Raw genomic sequence first — 20441 nt, 5'->3', positions numbered from 1 at the left:
GTATTTTACTACATATCAACACGTTACAAAAAACATACCGAATATTTTGATTTAGTTTTCTCTTTTTTGGCATTAGTATTGAATAGTACTTCAGTGTAGATTATTTCTCACCTTCAACAATTAACAGTATTTAAAATGATAACAAGTAAAAAAACAGTTTTAGTAGCAATCTCAGCTTTGATAATGATAGGTACATTGATAGGTATCAATAGCTGTAATATTGGTTCTTCTAAAACGATAGATCCGAAAGAAAATGCACTGGCTTTACCTATCATTCAAGTAGATACAACAACTGCAATTACAATTAAAGACTATATCGGAAACATAGAGGGTAAAGTAAACGTAGAGATTCGCCCTCAGGTTGAAGGTCTTTTAGAACAAATATTTGTAGATGAGGGGGCTTTTGTAAAAGAAGGACAACCTCTTTTTAAAGTAGACCCACAGCCTTACCAAGAGGTTTTAAACAATATGGTAGCTACGGAAAATGTAGAAAAGGCAAAACTGAAAAATGCAAAGCTTGAAATAGATCGTTTAAAACCATTGATCGACAATGAGGTAATTGCTGAGGTACAATTGCAAACAGCAAAAGCTAACTACGAAATCGCAAGAGCTTCATTAGCGAAAGCAAGTGCCGCTGTGGCAAGTGCTAAGATTAACTTAGACTACACAGTAATCAAAGCTCCTGTAAGTGGATACATTGGTCGTATGCCTAAACGTATTGGTAACTTAGTTTCTAAAAGTGATAAAGAACCGCTTACTGTACTTTCTGATGTAAGTGAAGTTTATGTTTACTTCGGAATGAGTGAGTCTGACTTTTTATACTTCAGCAAAGGAAATAAAAAAACGGATACAACAGCAGCTGGACAATACTTACCAGACGTAGCATTGATTTTAGCTGACGGACACGAATATGCTGAAAAAGGAAAAGTAGATATGATTAATGGACAAGTTAACCGTACAACAGGTTCTATTTCTCTTAGAGCTTCATTTCCAAACTCTCAAGATGTTATGAGATCTGGTAACACTGGAACAATCAAATTAAAAGAAACAAATCCTCACGTAATCTTAATTCCACAAGAAGTAACTACTTCTATTCAAGATAAAACTTTTGTTTACATCTTAGACAACGAGGATAAAGTAAAACTACAATCAATCGAATTAAACGGGGTATCTGGAACAAACTATATTGTTTCTGAAGGATTAAAAATCGGAGACCGCGTAATTAAAACTGGTTTTGACAAATTAACTGAAGGAATGTATGTAAAACCTGTCAACTAATTTACTCGTCAAACAACAATTGAACTATGCGTTATTTTACTCACCTTACTAAATAATTTTATATGTTAAAAGCTATTATAAATCGTCCTATCCTGGCTACAGTAATATCAATTATGTTTTTATTACTTGGGTTAGTTGGACTTACATTATTACCGATAACACGTTTCCCAGAGATTGCTCCACCGAGTGTTACTGTCTCTACTTCATACCCTGGTGCAAATGCTGAAACTGTTGCTCAAAGTGTCTTATTACCGATTGAAGAATCTATCAATGGGGTTGATAATATGAGTTACATTAGTTCAAAAGCAAGTAACAGTGGATCGGGAACTATAAACGTATATTTTAAAGCAGGTACTGACCCTGACCAAGCGTCTGTAAACGTACAAAACAGAGTAAGTAAAGCGTCTGGCGATTTGCCCTCTGAAGTTAATGAAAACGGTATTTCTGTTACTCCTCGTCAGAGTGGTAACATTATGACAATTAACTTCTATAGTGACCACCCTGAAGAAGTATATGATGAAACTTTCTTACAAGCGTACACACAGATTAACATCAACCGTGAACTGCTAAGGGTTCCCGGAGTTGCATCGGTTGGGCGTATTGGTGCACGTGATTACTCTATGAGAACGTGGTTAAACCCAGAAAAACTGGCTTTGTATAGTCTGACTCCTCAAGACATCATTAGTGCGATTAAAGATCAAAACTTTGAAATTGCACCTGGTGCTTTTGGAGAAACATCTGATGAGGCATTTGAAACATCGTTAAAACACAAAGGTAGATTTAGTCAACCTGAACAATATGAAAACATTGTTATTAAAACAAACAAAGATGGTTCTGTTTTACTATTAAAAGATGTAGCAAGAGTGGAATTTGGCGCGTCTAACGTGGGGAGTGATAACAGTGTAAACGGTTACCCTGGGTTGACAATGAACATTACGCAAACTGCGGGTTCAAATGCCAGAGATATTGATATTGCTGTTAGAAAAGTATTAGAACGCGTTTCTAAGTCGTTCCCAAAAGGAGTTCACTATGAAATTAGCTACTCTGTAAAGAATCAGATTGACGAGTCGATTAACCAAGTAAAAAGTACGCTTTTTGAAGCTTTCTTCTTAGTGTTTATTATCGTTTACTTATTCTTACAAGACTTTAGATCAACAATTATTCCTGCTATTGCTATTCCTATTTCCTTGGTAGGTACGTTGTTCTTTATCTACTTAATGGGATTCTCTATTAACGTATTAACAATGTTTGCTTTAGTACTCGCCATTGGTATTGTAGTAGATGATGCTATTGTAGTGGTTGAAGCTATACACGAGAAAATGCATCAAACGGGAATGAAAGCAAAAGAAGCGACAATCTCAACGATGAACGAGATTACAAGAGCTATTATTTCTATTACTTTAGTAATGTCAGCTGTGTTCTTACCTGTTGGTTTTATGCAAGGTCCTGCTGGTATATTCTATAAGCAATTTGCCTATACCCTTGCCTTTGCTATTCTTATTTCAGCTGTAAACGCATTAACGTTGAGTCCTGCTTTATGTGCTTTGTTTTTAAAACAACCTTCAGGAGATGAGTATGTAGCAAAGAAAAATAAAAATACTATACAACGCGTAAGCGGTAGATTCTTCTTTGCTTTCAACACAGCATTTGACAGTTTCACTGAAAAATATGTAGCTACAATTAAGAAGTTAATCACCAATAAAAAAGTAGCTATTGCTGGATTGGCATTAATCATCGGATTAGGAGTTGTATTCTTATACAAAACACCTTCTTCGTTTATTCCAAGAGAAGACGACAGTTATATCACATACTCTTTAGCAATGCCTCCTGGTGCTTCGTTAGCACGTACAAAAGTTGTTCTTGCTAAAGCCGATAGTATTTTAAAACAGCGTACGGATATTGAAGGAATGACTGCTATTTCTGGTTATAACGCCATTGATGGTAACGCGAGTCCGTCATTTGCTGTTGGTTTCCTTAATTTGAAACCGTACAAAGAAAGAGGAAAAACAAAGAATATAGACAAGATTATTGAGGAAATTCAATCCGACTTATCTGTTATTAACGAGGCGTCATTCAACGTATTCCCAAGACCTACTATTTCAGGATTTGGTGACTTCGGTGGTATTGAATTTGTTCTTCAAGACCGTATGGGTGGCGGATTTGACGAATTCAGTAAAGTTAGTGATGAGGTGATAAAAGAGTTGAAAAGCAGAGACGAAATTGCAAATGCGTTTACTTCTTTTAAAGCCAATTACCCTCAATACTTATTAGAAATTGATTATGTGAAAGCAAAATCTTTAGGTGTTAGCGTAAAAGATTTAATGACAACAGTTAAGAATTACTACGGTCGTATAAAAGCTGGTGATTTCAACAGATTTGGACGTACATACCGTGTGTATATGCAAGCAGATATTCCTTTTAGAGAAAATCCAGAGTCTTTCCGTTCTATTTACGTGAAAAACAAAGACGGTGAAATGTTACCCGCCAACACATTGATTAAACTGAAAAAAACATTAGGTCCACAAACGGTAACGAGATATAACTTATACAATTCTATCTCTATTAAAGCTACACCTGCTACGGGTTATAGTACAGGAGATGCTATGAAAGCTATTGAAGAGGTAACAGGGAAAATACCAGGTAACTATTCGTATGAGTTTACAGGAATGTCTTTAGAAGAAAAAGACTCAGGTAACCAAGCTATCTTAATTTTTGCCTTGAGTATTATATTTGTTTACTTCTTACTATGTGCACAGTACGAGAGTTATTTATTGCCTATTGCAATTTTACTTACTGTACCAACAGGGTTATTAGGGGTGGCGCTATTTGTAAACTTAGCGGGATTACAAAATAACATTTATGTACAAGTAGGACTGATTATGCTGATTGGTTTATTAGCTAAGAACGCTATTCTAATTGTGGAGTTTGCTTTACAACAAAGACGCAATGGCTTATCTATTTTTGACGCAGCTATAGAGGGGTCTAAGATGCGTTTAAGACCAATCTTAATGACATCATTTGCTTTCGTAGCTGGATTAATTCCATTGATGTTTACTGTTGGTCCATCTGCTCAAGGTAACCATTCTATCAGTTTTAGTGCCGCGGGAGGTATGGTATGTGGAGTAGTCGTAGGGATTTTTATTATCCCAGTACTATTCTTCATTTTCCAAACGTGGGATGAAAAACTTAAAGCAAAATTTACTAACGACTAAAAATAGAAACCTATGAATACAAAAAGAATATTAACATACACTTTATATGCTTCTATGGTTTCTGCTTTGGTGGCATTACAGTCTTGTGCGCCACAATCGAAATACAGAGCACCTCAATTAGACTTGCCTGAAAGTTATAGAGGACAAAGTGATTCAATTAGAACAGCAAACGACTCTGTTGGTATTGCTGATATTGATTGGAGAACCTTCTTTGAAGATGAAACGTTAATCCAATTAATTGAAAAGGGGTTAGAACACAACTTTGATATGCAAAATGCAGTCAAAAACATTGAAATTGCTAATATGAAAGCTGGCCAAGCTAAATTAGAATGGTTGCCTTCAATTAATATGGATATGGGAAGTGTTTCTTATCAATATAAATCTCAAAATTACTACGGTTCGCCTTCTTCTAAGTACTATGCTGACAAGGGAAAAGAGGCTCCAGATAATATGTATGTAAACTCGGCACAATACATCTCTGGTTTAGGATTGAGCTGGGAGATAGATATATGGGGAAAGATAAAAAGTAAAAGTACAGAAGCATTAGCAAGGTACTTACAGACCAATGAGGCTAAGAAAGCAGTACAAACTACTTTAATTGCCAATATTGCTGAGGGATATTACAACTTACTGTTGTTAGACGCACAAATGGAAGTAGCTGAAACTAACTATGAGTTGACTAAAAACACCCTGAAGATTGTAGAATTACAACGCGATGCGGGACAAATCACTTCCTTGGCAATTCAGCAAACGCGTAACCAAATGTTGGTAGCCAAAGCGTTAATTCCTTCTTTGAAACAACAGATTGCTATTCAAGAAAACGCCTTGTCATTACTTACTGGTCAGTTGCCTAATGATATTGAAAGGGACACCAAATTAGCTGATGTAAAATACGACGAAACCCTGACAACTGGTATTCCGTTATATATGGTTAGCCAAAGACCTGATGTACAAGCAGCAGAATTAGAGTTACAAGCTAAAAATGCTATTGTAGGGGTGACGCAAACAAGTAGATATCCATCATTACAAATAGACCTTACAGGAGGAGTAAACAGTATGTTAGGCTCTAATTGGTTTAATATTCCTGGTTCTCTTTTCGGTGGTTTAGTAGGTAAGCTTACCGCACCTATTTTCAACAAAAAGAAACTAAAAACAGACTTTGAGGTAGCTAAAATTGAAAGAACGAAGTCAGAGATTGACTTTCAGAAAACAGTTTACACAGCAATTACAGAAGTAACTGATGCTTTGATTACATCTGAAACTGTGAGAGAGCAAATTGACATTGCAGAAGAACAAGTTTCTACATCAAGGTTAGGTGTTAAGCAATCTAACTTATTATTCAATAGTGGATATGCAACTTATATTGAGGTAATCAACGCTCAAAAAAATATGCTTGATAGTGAGTTGAATTTGAATAAACTTAAACAAAACAAATTACTATCGAGAGTTAAGCTATACAAATCTCTTGGTGGAGGTTGGAAATAGTTTACAAAACAAGTAAAGTAGCCAAACTTTAAATAGAAAAACCTAAAAGGGAGAACATTGCGATGTTCTCCCTTTTCTTTTATATACCGACACTACGCTACCTCCTTGTACTTTCATTCCCTTTTTTACAATTGCATTTAAACTCAACTTCTTAACGCAATGAAATCAAAACCATTTATTATCTCTTCATTCTAATAAACTTGTTTCTCTAAAAACAAGAAGTGTTTACCAAAACTAAAGTACCCTTATTCTACCATCACATCTTTCTCGCCCCTCTAAAAACAACAAAACTACTTACATATTGTTAGTCTAATCTTACTCCCAAAGAATTAAAAAACTAATACAATAAACTACACAAAAAGTCAAAAAAAGAGGATGCCTATATAGACATCCTCTTTTACGTTTAAAAACAAACTGTTTATTTTATTCCATTTTGGTTTAACCAAGTACTGTATTTTCTACTATTAGCATTGTGTTGCGCTAAAGTAACAGCAAACTCGTGATACCCCATTTTCTCAACGCTTGCACAGAAGTACACATAATCGTGTTTCTCTGCATTTAACACAGCGTCAATTGTATTCTTATCTGCCATAAAAATAGGCCCTGGAGGCAATCCTGTATTTTGATACGTATTATACGGAGAGGGTATTTCCGTATCTTTTAAGTACACTCTTTTGATTACTTGATCAAAATCACCTGTATATAATTTCTTAGCATACACCACAGTTGGATCAGCTTGTAAAGGCATTCCCATTCTTAAGCGATTAAGATATACACCAGCTACTTTAGACTTTTCGTCATTTTTAGAAGTTTCTTTTTGTACGATAGATGCTAAAATAGACACTTCAATAGGGGTTAATCCCAATGCTTTTGCTTTCTCCTCACGCTCAGCATTCCAAAAACGGATATACTCTTTATGTACTCTATTTCTAATTTTCAACGGATTTACATTCCAGTAGAACTCATACGTTTCAGGTAAAAAACACGCCAATACATTCTCTTTCGTAAACCCTGTTTCTTTCAAGAAGCTCTCGTCGTAAAACGATTGTAAGAAAGCCAAACTATCTGGTTCAACTTGCGCCGCCATACGTCCTGCTAAGTTTTCAACGCGTTCCATATTGTTAAACGTCAAACGAACAGGCACATTGTCTCTCAAAGCTTGAATAAGGTCATAACTGTTCATTCCGTTTCTCAACTTGAACTTTCCCCCCATAATATTTCCAGAGTAGCTTCTTTGCTCTGCAATCTCCTCAAAACCATTCACATCATTCAAATATGGCTCTAACTTCTTAACCACAGTTTGAAAATTATCTCCCTCTGTTAAGTACACATATTCGTTTTCATCCCATCCGTGCAGGTTTGGAGAAAATGCCTTTCCGTACCAAACGTACAGATATCCTAATAAACCGAATCCTCCTAATACTACAAGTAAAACTAAGATGTTCTTTAATTTCATAACTACTCTTTAAAATATTAATTGATACATAGCCTCATCTTTATAGACAGAGCCAACTTTATTCCATTGTTTTTTAACGCCAATTAGTTCAAAACCATACTTGGTAAACAAGTGTGTGCTTGCCGTATTATCAGTTGCAATATTAGCATACAATTGGTTTAATCCCAAATACTGTTGGCTGTAATTTATAACCAATTCTAATGCTTCTGAACCAATACCCCTATTGCGTTCATTAAGGTCTTGAATAACAATTCCAACCCCCGCTTTATTGTTCTTAGGGTCAAAGTCAAACAAGTCTATCAACCCAAGTGTCGCCTTGTCGTCTTTATCACAAATTACCAAGCGCAATTGCTTTGCCTCATAAATATCTAAATGGGCATTTTCTAAATACTGGTGAATTAAAAATCGACTGTACGGTGTTTGCGTATTACTAACCTCCCACAGCGACATATCGTTTTCAATCTGATATATAAACTCTAAATCTTCTGGCTCTAAAGCACGCAGGTAAATCGTTTCTCCTTGAATATGCAACATCTCTTTAAATTTCAATTGTTCCTTCAAACACTAATTCAGCCGGACCACTTAAGAATACCCTGCTAAACTTGTTGTTTTCATCTACTTCAAAAGCAACCTTTAAGTTTCCACCTTCCACGTCAATCTTAATAGTAGTATCATCTGCCTTTCCTGTTAAATACATTGAGATAGCCACTGCTGTTGCTCCCGTCCCACAAGATAAAGTCTCATCTTCTACTCCTCTTTCAAACGTTCTTATTCTAAAATGATTAGGACCTTCTTGCTCTACAAAGTTCACATTAGTACCTCCAGGTGCATATAGTTCACTTTCGCGAATCTCCTTTCCGTTGTTAAAAACATCGTACTCTTTCACATTTCTAACCAACTCCACGTGATGAGGTGAACCCGTATTTAAAAAGCAATATTCTTTATTGACGGTGATTTCTTGTACGTCAATCATCTGCAACGACACTTTGTTATCCTTATCTATCGTAGCATTGTGCTCTCCGTCAATAGCAATAAAACGGCATTTATCATTTGTTATTATTCCCAACTGCTTTGCAAAAGCAACTAAACATCTCCCTCCATTACCACACATTGTACTCTCGCTACCATCTGCGTTAAAGTAAACCATTCTAAAGTCGTACTGTTCATCGTTTTCTAATAATATCAATCCATCTCCTCCTACACCAAAACGACGGTGACATAAAAAAGCAACTAACGCTTTGTCTTGTTTTGGAAAGAACCCACTTCTATTGTCAATCATCACAAAGTCGTTCCCTGTTCCTTGATATTTATAAAACTTAATCATATACCTTTTATTTATTAAAGGGGTAAATTTACAAATAATTGTGGGTTAGTTCACATTGTTAAGTGTTGGTTAAAGCATTTAATCTATAAATTTTAGTTTCTTATTTTTACTCTTAAACAGTTAAATAATATTCTATTATGAAGAAAACTCTTAGTATATTCTTTATCAGTCTTCTTAGTGGTGCTCTAACATTAGGAGGATATAAAATTTTATTTGAAAACAAACAACAAGCGCAAGAGCAAATTACTACTGAAAATGCGTTGCCAAACACTACTCAGGCATCGCGCATTACTCCTATTACAGGCAGTCTTGACTTTACAAAATCGGCAGAAAGCACCGTAAATGCAGTAGTTCACGTTAAAAACCTAAGCTATATCACTACACGTTCTAATCCGTTATTAGAATTTTTTTACGGTTATAAAGGAGGTACACAAGCACAAGTCGGTACAGGTTCTGGAGTTATCATTACGGAAGATGGCTATATTGTAACCAACAACCACGTAATTGCTAATTCGTCTGAATTAGAGGTTACTTTAAATAACGATGAAACTTATAAAGCAAAACTCATTGGTACAGATAAGCAAATGGACATTGCCCTGCTAAAAATAGAACCTAAAGACAAACTGCCCTACATCGTATTTGGAGATTCTGACAATATTCAATTAGGAGAATGGGTATTGGCTGTTGGTAATCCGTTTAACTTAACCTCAACAGTTACGGCGGGAATTGTATCTGCTAAAGCAAGAAACTTATCTAAAACAGGCATTCAATCGTTTATACAAACTGATGCAGCTATCAACCCAGGTAATAGTGGAGGTGCTTTGGTAAACACGCGTGGAGAACTAATTGGTATCAACACAATGATTTCATCCAACACCGGTTCTTATGTCGGTTATGCCTTTGCAGTTCCGTCTAATGTAACCCGTAAAATAGTTGAGGATTTGTTAGAGTATGGAAACGTACAACAAGGGGTACTTGGGGTAAGTGGTTTTGAGGTAAACCAACAGCTCATAGCAGAACTAAACCTAAAAAACACGAAAAACGGTTTTTATGTCAAAGAGATTGTTCCTAATTCCGGAGCTGAAAAGGCAGGAATAAAAACGGGAGATATCATAACAAAAATCAACAACAAAGACATCAAAACATTTGTAGATATTAAATCCGTGCTCAACACCAAAAGACCAAATGATTTAGTTGATATTCATTTTATTAGAGATAATGAACCACAAGAAACAAAAATTGCCTTAATCAAACGAGAAAATCAGCAATTTGCCTACAAGGGAATTGAATTCGAAGAATTAAGTGATGAAGAACGAGAGGAAAACAACGTTAATTACGGCATCAAAATAGTGCGAATTACCGACAAAGAACTGTCAAATTACAAGAGAGAATTAGAGGGTAGCTTGCTTATTTCTATCAATGGAATTAAAATTATGTCGATAAATCAAGCAAAAAACATCTTAAATCAAGTAGGGCTTTCTCAAAAAATAAAGGCAGATATTATCACTTTGAAAGGAGAACATTTGCGTTTACTAATATAAAATAGGTGTTCACCCAAAATATCGAAGAAAAAGTCCAATTTGTCATTTTGAATTTGATTAATTCATTAAAAAAACGGACTTTTGCAGGAATTTATCACAACACAATCTAAATATGAAGAACAATAGCTTATACGAAAAGGAATTAGCATTTCAAGCAGACCGCAGAAAGGCTTGTGTAGAATTCATTAAAATCGTTAGTGACTTATGGTATGATAAGTCTATCGAATTATTAATGTTCCGTAATCAACTAATCGACCGTAGCGTAAGCGATATCATCAACTTACACGAATACGCTGCAAAATTTGTTGGAAAACCAATCAACATTTTCGATTCAGTAGAAATCGCTGAAGCTATTCAAAAAGCAGACTTACCACCGTCAAGAATTGATATCGGTCGTTTGACTTACGAATACCACTTAGAAGATAACCAACACAGTAACGCTTTAGCTTTCGTAAACGCGAAGTTAAAAGATGCTAAAGAAACTGAAGAATTAGTACCAAAAGACGTTGTATTATACGGATTTGGACGTATCGGTAGATTATTAGCTCGTGAGTTAATGAACAAAATCGGTAAAGGACAACAAATGCGTTTAAGAGCCATTGTAACTCGTGATAAAAACGATGCTACTTTGTTAGAAAAACGTGCTTCTTTATTAAAATATGACTCTGTACACGGAGATTTCGAAGGTTCAGTTATCGCTGACCCAGAAAACAATGCTTTAATCATCAACGGAACTACTGTTCATATGATTTCTGCTAACTCTCCAGAAGAGATTGATTATACTGCTTACGATATTGACAATGCACTTATCATTGACAATACAGGAGCTTTCAAAACTGATGAAGACCTTAAGAGACACTTAACTGCTAAAGGAGCTTCTAAAGTATTATTAACTGCTCCAGGTAAAGGTGTTCCAAACATCGTACACGGTGTTAACCACACTGAATACAACCCAGAGGAAGTTGATATTTGGTCTGCTGCTTCTTGTACAACAAACGCAATTACTCCAATTCTTAAAGTAATGGAAGATAATTTCGGAGTAGTAAAAGGACACTTAGAAACTATCCACGCTTACACAAATGACCAAAACTTGGTTGACAATATGCACAAAAAATACCGTCGTGGTAGAGCTGCTGCGTTAAACATGGTTATTACTGAAACAGGTGCTGGAAGTGCTGTTGCTAAAGCATTACCATCATTAGCTGGTAAATTAACTTCTAACGCTATTCGTGTACCAGTTCCAAATGGTTCATTAGTAGTATTAAACTTAGAAGTTGAAAAAACAACTTCAGTTGACGAATTAAACGAAGTTATGCGTAAAGCTGCTTTAAATGGTGATTTAGTAGAGCAAATCAAATATTCAATCAACAATGAATTAGTATCTTCTGATATCGTTGGTACTTCTGCTCCATCTATCTTTGATAGTAAAGCAACTATTGTTTCTGCTGACGGTAAAAACGTTGTTATGTACGTTTGGTATGATAACGAATATGGTTATAGCCACCAAGTTATCCGTTTAGCTAAATATGTAGCTCAAGTTAGACGTTATACTTACTATTAGTAGATAGTCTTTTATAATATAATAAAGCCCGTTGTAACAATTACAACGGGCTTTTTTTGTTTATAATTCTTATACGCATCACGTTTAACGGTTTCCAGTTTCCAGTTTCCAGTTTCCAGTTCCCAGTTTCCAGTTCCCAGTTCCCGGTTTTCAAAACCTCATTTCTCTCTAAAACAAAAAAACCTCTGAAAGCAATGCGCTCAGAGGTTTTTTCTTTTCTATATAAAATGCTATTTCAGCAATTCGTCTAACATAACTCTAAACTTAGAGCTATTCCAATCAGCTGCTCTAAATTTCTTAACCACTATATTTCCTTTTTTATCAATCACATACGATGACGGAAGTGAAGTAGAATATAATTCTGTTGGCGCACTATTCTTTTCATAATACACAGGCAAGGTATATTCATTCTTTTCTTTAAACGCCTTCACCTTATCCACCGGATCATTCGTTACAAACATAAACACAACCTTATCCTTATAATCGTTGTAAAGCTCTTGGAAACTCGGTTTCTCCGCAATACAAGGAGGACACCACGTAGCCCAAAAGTTGATAATAACAACCTTACCCTCTACGGTAGTAAAATCAAAAGGTTTCCCCTCTTCATCTACAACTATCCAGTCTTCAAAACTTACCTTCTTCACATCCTCTTGCTTCTCTAAAGACGGACTCATAGCCACAAGCCTATTTATCCATACTTTAAAACTCGTTCCAAGTGGCGTAAAAAATACTACCCCAATAAATATTATAAATAGAATATTAGATATCCAACCTTTCCCCTTTTTCTTCTCTTTCATAGTAATCGCTTAAAATAAACTTGTACAAATATAGTACTAAAGCTTCTAAATATTAAAAATAGAACAAAACAAACGGGATAACCAATAATAATTGTAAAAAATAAGTTTTTTAACACTATTTAAGAATCCTTAAACATCTCGTCAAACTTTACTTCCTCCCTACCTGGTAAAACTAAGTTTAAAACAATACCGATGATAGACGCTAACGCCATTCCTTCTAAAGAAAACAAATCTCCAATATGAATAGCAGCTCCACCAATTCCGATAATTAAAATGACAGACGAAATAATCAAATTACGCTTAATCTTGAAATCTACCTTATTCTCTACCAACATACGCAATCCACTTGACGCAATAATACCGAATAACAAAATAGACACTCCTCCCATTACTGGTGACGGAATAGTACTTAACAAGGCTGCTACCTTGCCACAGAATCCAAATAGAATAGCAAAACACGCTGCTCCAATAAAAATATAAATACTAAAAGCTCTTGTAATGGCTAATACTCCAATATTTTCCCCATAAGTCGTATTAGGTGGTCCACCAATTAAAGACGCTAACATTGTCGCTACACCATCTCCTAACATAGATCTATCCAACCCTGGTTCTTTGATTAAATCTTTTCCGATTACTTTACTCAACACCAATTGGTGTCCAATATGTTCTGCAATAGGCACAATTGCCACAGGTAACATCAACAGAATTACATACCAAGAAACAGATGGTTCATAATCTATAAAAGGCATCATGAACTCAGGAACTGCAATCCACTTAGCGTTTGCCACAGCTTCAAAATGTACAACTCCCATTATAGAAGCAAAAGTATATCCTCCGATTATTCCAACTAATACGGGAATAACACTTAAAAATCCTCTTGTAAAAATAGCTGTAATAATCGTAATTGAAAGTGTTACTAATCCAATCAACACATAAGTCAAATCGTATTCTCCTGCCGGATTATTAGTAACCATTCCCACTGCTGTACTTGCTAAACCAAGACCAATAACCATAATAACAGGACCTACTACAATTGGCGGTAATAGTTTCATCAACCAATTCGTACCTGCTTTTGCTATGATTAAAGACACTAAGGAATAAACAACCCCAACAAGGAAACTCCCCACTAAAAAGCTACCAACAGGCATACCTGAGTTAGGATCAGCCTCCAATGCTTTCATAGCGATAATAGGGTTAATAAAAGCGAATGAAGAACCTAAATAAGAAGGCACTTTTCCCTTTGTAATAAAAATAAAAACCAAAGTACCAATTCCACTTGATATTAAGGCAATTGCAGGATTCATACCTGTTAATGCAGGAACCAAAACGGTAGCCCCGAACATGGCAAATAAATGTTGAATACTCAATAGTACCCACTGTCCTAATTTTGGTTTTTCATCAACGGCCAGTACAATAGCCTTCTCTTCTTTAGTCATACTTCTTTATCATTTTGTTAAAACTGCGTAAAATTAAACTTTTTAAATGATTCACTTTTGATCTTATATAAAAAACAAGAACATATTGTAAAGAAAACACATAAACCAAGCCACATTGCTTCCATTAAAACAAAAAAAAGAGACCACCTATTATAGATGATCTCTTCTTTATATTCTTATATATTGTCAAATGACTATTTACCAGCAGCAATTAAATTTAATGCCGAACCAGCTTTAAACCATTCAATTTGACTTGCATTATACGTATGGTTAGCCTCAATTACATCTTTAGATCCGTCAGCGTGTACGAACTCAATATGCAACGGTTTACCAGGAGCAAAATCAGTTAAGTCTAAGAAGTTGATTGTATCGTCTTCTTGGATTTTATCATAATCTGCTTCATTAGCAAAAGTCAATGCTAACATCCCTTGTTTTTTCAAGTTAGTTTCGTGAATACGAGCAAATGATTTTACTAATACCGCTCTAACTCCTAAATGACGTGGCTCCATAGCTGCGTGCTCACGAGAAGATCCTTCTCCGTAGTTTTGGTCTCCCACAACAATAGTAGGAACACCAGCCGCTTTATATGCTCTTTGAACAGCAGGTACAGGACCATACTCTCCAGTCAATGTATTCTTAACGTTGTTTGTCAAATGGTTAAACGCATTTTCAGCACCAATTAACATATTATCAGAAATGTTGTCTAAGTGACCGCGGAAACGCAACCAAGGACCAGCCATAGAAATGTGGTCAGTAGTACATTTACCAAAAGCCTTAATCAACAATTTAGCTCCTGTAATATTCTTACCATCCCAAGGAGTAAATGGATCTAACAATTGAAGACGTTTAGAGTCAGCAGATACTTCAACTTTAACGTTTGAACCATCTTCTGCTGGCGCTTGATAACCTGGATCATCTACATCAAATCCTCTTTTCGGTAACTCATCACCTGTTGGTGGAAGTAATTTCACCTCTTCTCCGTTGTCATTAATTAACGTGTCTGTGATTGGGTTAAAGCTCAAATCACCCGCAATGGCTAAAGCAGCCACCATTTCTGGAGACGTTACGAAAGCGTGTGTATTTGGGTTACCATCCGCACGTTTAGAGAAGTTACGGTTAAACGAGTGAACAATTGTGTTTTTCTCTCCTTTGTCAGCTCCCTCGCGATCCCATTGTCCGATACAAGGTCCACAAGCATTAGTAAACACTTTCGTTCCCATTTTCTCGAAAGTATCAATGATACCATCTCTTTCAATAGTAAAGCGAATTTGCTCAGAACCTGGGTTAATACCAAATTCAGCTTTTGGAGTAATACCGTGTTTAACAGCTTGCTCAACAATAGAAGCCGCTCTTGACATATCCTCATAAGAAGAGTTTGTACAAGATCCAATTAATCCCCATTCCACTTTTAATGGCCATCCGTTTTTATCAGCCTCCTCTTTCATTTTAGAAACTGGAGTACCTCTATCCGGAGTAAATGGTCCGTTAATATGTGGTTCTAATTCAGACAAGTTAATTTCGATTAACTCATCAAAGTATTGTGATGGATTAGCATACACTTCAGCATCCGCAGTTAAATGTTCTGCTACTTTATCAGCAGCATCAACTACATCCTGACGACCTGTTGCAGCTAAATATCTTCTCATTGAATCATCATATCCGAAAGTAGAAGTTGTAGCTCCGATTTCAGCACCCATATTACAAATTGTACCTTTACCAGTACAAGACATAGAAGTAGCTCCTTCACCGAAATACTCAACAATAGCTCCCGTTCCACCTTTTACAGTAAGAATATCAGCTACTTTCAAGATAACGTCTTTAGGTGCAGTCCATCCGTTTAATTTACCCGTCAACTTAACACCAATTAATTTAGGGAATTTCAACTCCCAAGCCATACCAGACATTACGTCAACAGCATCAGCTCCACCTACACCAATTGCCAACATACCTAAACCACCAGCATTTACTGTGTGAGAGTCAGTACCAATCATCATACCTCCTGGGAAAGCATAATTCTCTAAGACAATTTGGTGAATAATACCAGCTCCTGGTTTCCAGAAACCAATTCCGTATTTATTTGATACCGATGATAAGAAATTAAATACTTCTGAAGATTGCGTTTCTGCAACTTTTAAATCTGTTGCAGCGCCAACTTTTGCTTGAATTAAGTGGTCACAGTGCACTGTCGTCGGTACTGCTACTTTCTCTTTTCCAGCGTGCATAAATTGCAATAAAGCCATCTGTGCAGTTGCATCTTGACAAGCTACTCTATCTGGAGCAAAGTCAACATAATCTTTTCCTCTTTCAAACGCTTGTGAAGGTTGTCCTTCCCATAAATGCGTATATAAAATTTTCTCAGAAAGTGTTAACGGACGACCTACCAATTGACGAGCTTTTTCAACTCTATCTGGCATTTTCTCGTACACTTTTTTAATCATTTCAATATCAAAAGCCATATTAATTTTATTTGATTCTACATTAATTACGTCTTCCCAAATTACTAATTATTTTCGTACTAATTTTTTAAAATAATGCTAATAGCCTCAATTTAAAACCATTCTACTTAAATGTAGAAAGTTGATGAAAAACACATTAATACAAAGTTTAACAAGGATAGGGTTAAAGGTAATTCGCCGAGTATTTTGTTTAATTTTGAAAAAAATAAAGGCAAGTATTACACATCCCTTATCTAAACTCACCGACTAATACCTATTAGGTAGCAAATGCTATTTGTGAATTCATCCTCTTATTTAAAAACAACCACTATGTACAAACATCTTTTTAAAGCAGCACTAAATTGGATTGCTACCGATAAGCCAAAAAAATCAAACGAAAAAGTATATGCTAAAAGCCACACCATAAAAATAGAAGGAAAAGATATTTTAGCGATTTCTGCTGCTAAAGCCTTTAAAGGAGACCCAACATTGCTAAATCCGGAAGATTTATTGTTGAGTGCCCTTACATCGTGCCATATGATGTCGTATTTGTATGTATGCCAACAACACAATATTGAAGTACTTGCTTATGAAGACAATTCAGAAGCTACATTAATACTAAATGCTGATGGCAGCGGGCGTATAACCAAAGTAGTTTTAAATCCGATAGTGCACATCAGGGATAAATCACAAAAAGCGTTAGCACTACAACTGCACCTACAAGCTAACAAACTTTGCTTTATTGCTAATTCCTGTAATTTTGAAATAGAACATCACGCACAATGCTTTAACAAAGAATAAACCATAAAAAAAGCGAGGTAATCTATATAGACTACCTCGCTTTATATATTTATTACTTTCTATTACTTAGTTGAAATAGGAGCAAATTTTGTTAAGTTGATACCTTCTACTGAAGCTTTATACTCTTCAATTGTCGGAATTCTACCTAAAATAGCTGAAAGAACTACAACTGGAGTTGATGCCAATAAAGACTCTCCTTTTTTGCGTTCTGAATCTTCTACTACACGTCCTTGGAACAAACGAGTTGAAGTAGCCATTACTGTATCTCCTTTTGCAGCTTTCTCTTGGTTACCCATACATAAGTTACAACCAGGACGCTCTAAATACATAATATTTTCATATTCTGTACGAGCATTGTTTTTAGGTAAAAGGTCGCTAAATTCGAAACCAGAGTATTTTTGTAAATATTCCCAATCTCCTTCAGCTTTTAACTCGTCAATGATGTTGTAAGTAGGCGCAGCAACAACTAAAGGTGCGTTGAATTTAACTTCACCATTTTGTTTTTCAATGTTTTTAAGCATTTGAGAAACAATTTTTAAGTCATCTTTGTGAACCATACAAGACCCTACAAATCCTAAATCTACTTTTTTATCTCCACCGTAGAAAGAAAGCTCTCTAATAGTATCGTGTGTATAGCGTTTAGAAATATCATCATTATTAACGTCTGGGTCAGCAATCATTGGTTCTTCAATGATATCTAAATCAACCACTACCTCAGCATAATATTTAGCGTTAGCATCTGGAGCTAAAGCTGGTTTATCACCAGATTTAATCTCTTCAATTCTCTTATTCGCTTTATTAATTAAACCTTGTAATACGTGGTTTTTATTATCCATACCTTTATCAATCATGATTTGGATACGGTTTTTAGCAATCTCTAAAGACTCGATTAACGTGTCATCTTGAGAAATACAGATAGACGCTTTCGCTTTCATCTCAGCAGTCCAGTCAGTAAATGTAAACGCTTGGTCAGCAAGAAGAGTACCGATATGAACCTCGATAATTCTACCTTGGAATACGTTTTCACCACCAAATTGTTTCAACATTTGAGATTGAGTAGCGTGAACCACATCACGGAAATCCATATGAGGTTTCATCTCTCCTTTAAATGTAACTTTTACAGATTCTGGAATTGGCATAGACGCCTCACCTGTAGCTAAAGCAAGAGCTACTGTACCTGAATCCGCTCCAAAAGCAACACCTTTAGACATTCTTGTGTGTGAGTCACCACCGATAATGATAGCCCAATCGTCAATAGTAATGTCGTTTAATACTTTGTGGATAACGTCAGTCATTGAATGGTATTCTCCTTTAGGGTCACGTGCAGTGATCAATCCGAAGTCATTCATAAACTTCATTAATTTAGGGATGTTAGCTTGCGCTTTTTTATCCCAAACCGATGCAGTGTGACATCCTGATTGGTATGCACCATCAACGATAGGAGAAATAACTGTAGCAGCCATTGCCTCTAACTCTTGAGAAGTCATCAATCCAGTTGTATCTTGAGATCCAACGATATTAACCTCAACACGAACGTCAGAACCAGCGTGTAACACTTTTCCTTCTGTTACTCCAACTGCATTTCTATTGAAGATTTTTTCAACAGCAGTAAGCCCTTGACCTTCGATAGAAATTTCTTTTGACGGAGCAAAAACTACAGGAGCTTCAATTCCTAATGTTTTAGCCGCAAAAGTTTGGATTTTTTTACCAAATACGATAGCATAAGAACCACCAGCTTTGATAAACTCTAATTTTTGAGGTGTAAGAGCTTTTGCAATATCAATTAACTCTTGGTCTCCATTATAAAGTTTTTTCGCTTTTGTATCAATTGTAAGAACAGTACCTGTAGCTACAGAGTAAACTTCTTCTAATACTGGCTCTCCTTTTTCGTTGCGAACTACTTCTCCGTTAGCGTCAGTCTTTTTAACCCAGTTTTTAAGGTCAAGACCAATACCACCAGTTACATCAACAGTAGTTAAGAAAATTGGAGAAATACCATTAGTACCACCAACAATTGGAGCAATATTTACAAACGGTACATAAGGACTCGCTTGTTTTCCTGTCCAAAGAGCAACGTTGTTTACTCCAGACATTCTTGAAGATCCAACTCCCATTGTACCTTTTTCAGCGATTAACATTACACTTTTTCCTGGGTGTAATTCTTGTAACGCTTTAATTTCTTTTTGTGCCTCAGGAGTAATCATACACTGTCCGTGTAATTCACGGTCAGAACGAGAGTGAGCTTGATTACCTGGAGATAATAAGTCGGTAGAAATATCACCTTCTCCAGCGATAAATGTAACTACTTCAATTTTTTCAGCTACTTCAGGTAATTTAGTAAAGAACTCAGCTTTTGCGTAGCTCTCTAAGATATCCTTAGCAATTACGTTTCCTTTTAAGAAAGCTTCTTTTAAACGATCAGTATCTGCGTCGTATAAGAAAACTTGTGTTTTAAGTACTTTTGCAGCTTCCTCAGCAGTTGCAACATCATTACCTAAAGCTAAATCAAGAAGAACTTCAATAGAAGGTCCACCTTTCATATGAGATAATAATTCAAAAGCATAAGCTGGAGTAATTTCTTTAACTACAGCAGTTCCTAAAATAATCTCTTTTAAAAAATTTGCTTTAACACCAGCAGCACTTGTAGTACCAGGTAAAACATTATAAACAAAAAGTTTTAAAGACTCTGCGTGATATTCATTAGCAGCATCTTTAACTTGTTCAATAATTTCACTTAATAGTTCAGCACCATCAATTGGTTTCGGGCTAAGTCCTAACCCTTTTCTTTCTTCAATTTCGTTTAAGTAATCCTTATAAAGGCTCATAATTAATATCTATTAAATCTAAGGCTGACAAAGTAATTTTGACATTCTTATCAACCTATTAATGTTATTTTGTTTTTAGTTTTAATACTCGCTATGCCTTCAAAAAGCACAAGCCCTTGCTCCCTTTAGATTACTTCACTTTTAGATAAAATCCCCTTTGTGATTATTAACTCAATCACCTTTAAAATCCCATATTAATAGCTAACGAATAAACACTATCCTCTTACACTTATTTGTGGTGTAAATAAACCATAGCATACTACGCTTTTTAAGTAATTAGAAACCAAACA

The 20441-nt window shown here is 35.6% G+C and carries 13 protein-coding genes; 6 read left to right on the top strand and 7 right to left on the bottom strand.

Features of this window, described 5'->3' with window-relative positions; genetic code table 11:
* Positions 1-135: 135 nt before the first annotated feature.
* From BLT46_RS05125 to BLT46_RS05115, 3 genes are all read left to right on the top strand, one after another.
* Positions 136-1278, top strand: a complete 1143-nt coding sequence (locus BLT46_RS05125) for an efflux RND transporter periplasmic adaptor subunit (protein ID WP_090407225.1) — start codon at positions 136-138, stop codon at positions 1276-1278.
* A 62-nt stretch (positions 1279-1340) separates the two neighbouring features.
* Positions 1341-4490 carry an efflux RND transporter permease subunit gene (locus BLT46_RS05120; protein WP_090407221.1) on the top strand — a complete coding sequence of 1050 codons (3150 nt, stop codon included), beginning with the start codon at positions 1341-1343 and terminating at the stop codon, positions 4488-4490.
* A gap of 12 nt (positions 4491-4502) precedes the next feature.
* Positions 4503-5975 carry an efflux transporter outer membrane subunit gene (locus BLT46_RS05115; RefSeq protein ID WP_090407218.1) on the top strand — a complete coding sequence of 491 codons (1473 nt, stop codon included), beginning with the start codon at positions 4503-4505 and terminating at the stop codon, positions 5973-5975.
* A gap of 418 nt (positions 5976-6393) precedes the next feature.
* Here BLT46_RS05115 and mltG read toward each other — a convergent pair whose 3' ends face one another.
* From mltG to dapF, 3 genes are read right to left on the bottom strand one after another with little or no spacing between them, the layout of a single operon-like run.
* Positions 6394-7431 (bottom strand): endolytic transglycosylase MltG, encoded by a 1038-nt coding sequence (mltG, locus tag BLT46_RS05110; protein WP_090407213.1) that lies wholly within the window; start codon positions 7429-7431, stop codon positions 6394-6396.
* Between the two features lie 9 nt (positions 7432-7440).
* Positions 7441-7965 (bottom strand): GNAT family N-acetyltransferase, encoded by a 525-nt coding sequence (locus BLT46_RS05105; RefSeq protein ID WP_090407367.1) that lies wholly within the window; start codon positions 7963-7965, stop codon positions 7441-7443.
* Between the two features lie 4 nt (positions 7966-7969).
* On the bottom strand, positions 7970-8755 hold the full coding sequence (gene dapF, locus BLT46_RS05100) for a diaminopimelate epimerase (protein WP_090407210.1): 786 nt from the start codon (positions 8753-8755) through the stop codon (positions 7970-7972).
* 137 nt (positions 8756-8892) lie between these two features.
* Between dapF and BLT46_RS05095 the strand changes: the two genes are divergently transcribed.
* Both BLT46_RS05095 and BLT46_RS05090 read left to right on the top strand, forming a co-directional pair.
* On the top strand, positions 8893-10296 hold the full coding sequence (locus tag BLT46_RS05095) for a S1C family serine protease (RefSeq protein WP_090407207.1): 1404 nt from the start codon (positions 8893-8895) through the stop codon (positions 10294-10296).
* Between the two features lie 112 nt (positions 10297-10408).
* Positions 10409-11857 (top strand): glyceraldehyde-3-phosphate dehydrogenase, encoded by a 1449-nt coding sequence (locus BLT46_RS05090; protein ID WP_090407203.1) that lies wholly within the window; start codon positions 10409-10411, stop codon positions 11855-11857.
* A 230-nt stretch (positions 11858-12087) separates the two neighbouring features.
* Here BLT46_RS05090 and BLT46_RS05085 read toward each other — a convergent pair whose 3' ends face one another.
* The 3 genes from BLT46_RS05085 to BLT46_RS05075 form a co-directional block, all read right to left on the bottom strand.
* Positions 12088-12654 carry a TlpA family protein disulfide reductase gene (locus BLT46_RS05085; protein ID WP_090407199.1) on the bottom strand — a complete coding sequence of 189 codons (567 nt, stop codon included), beginning with the start codon at positions 12652-12654 and terminating at the stop codon, positions 12088-12090.
* A 119-nt stretch (positions 12655-12773) separates the two neighbouring features.
* The gene (locus tag BLT46_RS05080; RefSeq protein WP_090407197.1) at positions 12774-14090 is read right to left on the bottom strand and encodes a solute carrier family 23 protein; all 1317 of its coding nucleotides are present in this window, start codon (positions 14088-14090) and stop codon (positions 12774-12776) included.
* Between the two features lie 194 nt (positions 14091-14284).
* Entirely contained in the window at positions 14285-16546 is a 2262-nt protein-coding gene (locus tag BLT46_RS05075; protein ID WP_090407194.1) for an aconitate hydratase, read from the bottom strand.
* A 309-nt stretch (positions 16547-16855) separates the two neighbouring features.
* On the opposite strand from BLT46_RS05075, the gene BLT46_RS05070 reads away from it, so the two are divergent.
* Positions 16856-17326, top strand: coding sequence for an OsmC family protein (locus tag BLT46_RS05070; RefSeq protein WP_090407192.1), 471 nt, complete (start codon positions 16856-16858; stop codon positions 17324-17326).
* A 62-nt stretch (positions 17327-17388) separates the two neighbouring features.
* On the opposite strand, the gene BLT46_RS05065 is transcribed toward BLT46_RS05070, so the two are convergent.
* Positions 17389-20151: a bifunctional aconitate hydratase 2/2-methylisocitrate dehydratase gene (locus BLT46_RS05065; protein ID WP_090407189.1), complete on the bottom strand. Its 2763-nt coding sequence runs from the start codon at positions 20149-20151 to the stop codon at positions 17389-17391.
* Positions 20152-20441: the final 290 nt, after the last annotated feature.

Origin of the sequence: Myroides phaeus, assembly GCF_900099675.1 — a bacterium.
GTDB classification, from domain to species: domain Bacteria; phylum Bacteroidota; class Bacteroidia; order Flavobacteriales; family Flavobacteriaceae; genus Flavobacterium; species Flavobacterium phaeum.
Note: the sequence above shows the minus strand (reverse complement) of the source record. Positions and strands in the feature narration are given on the sequence as shown.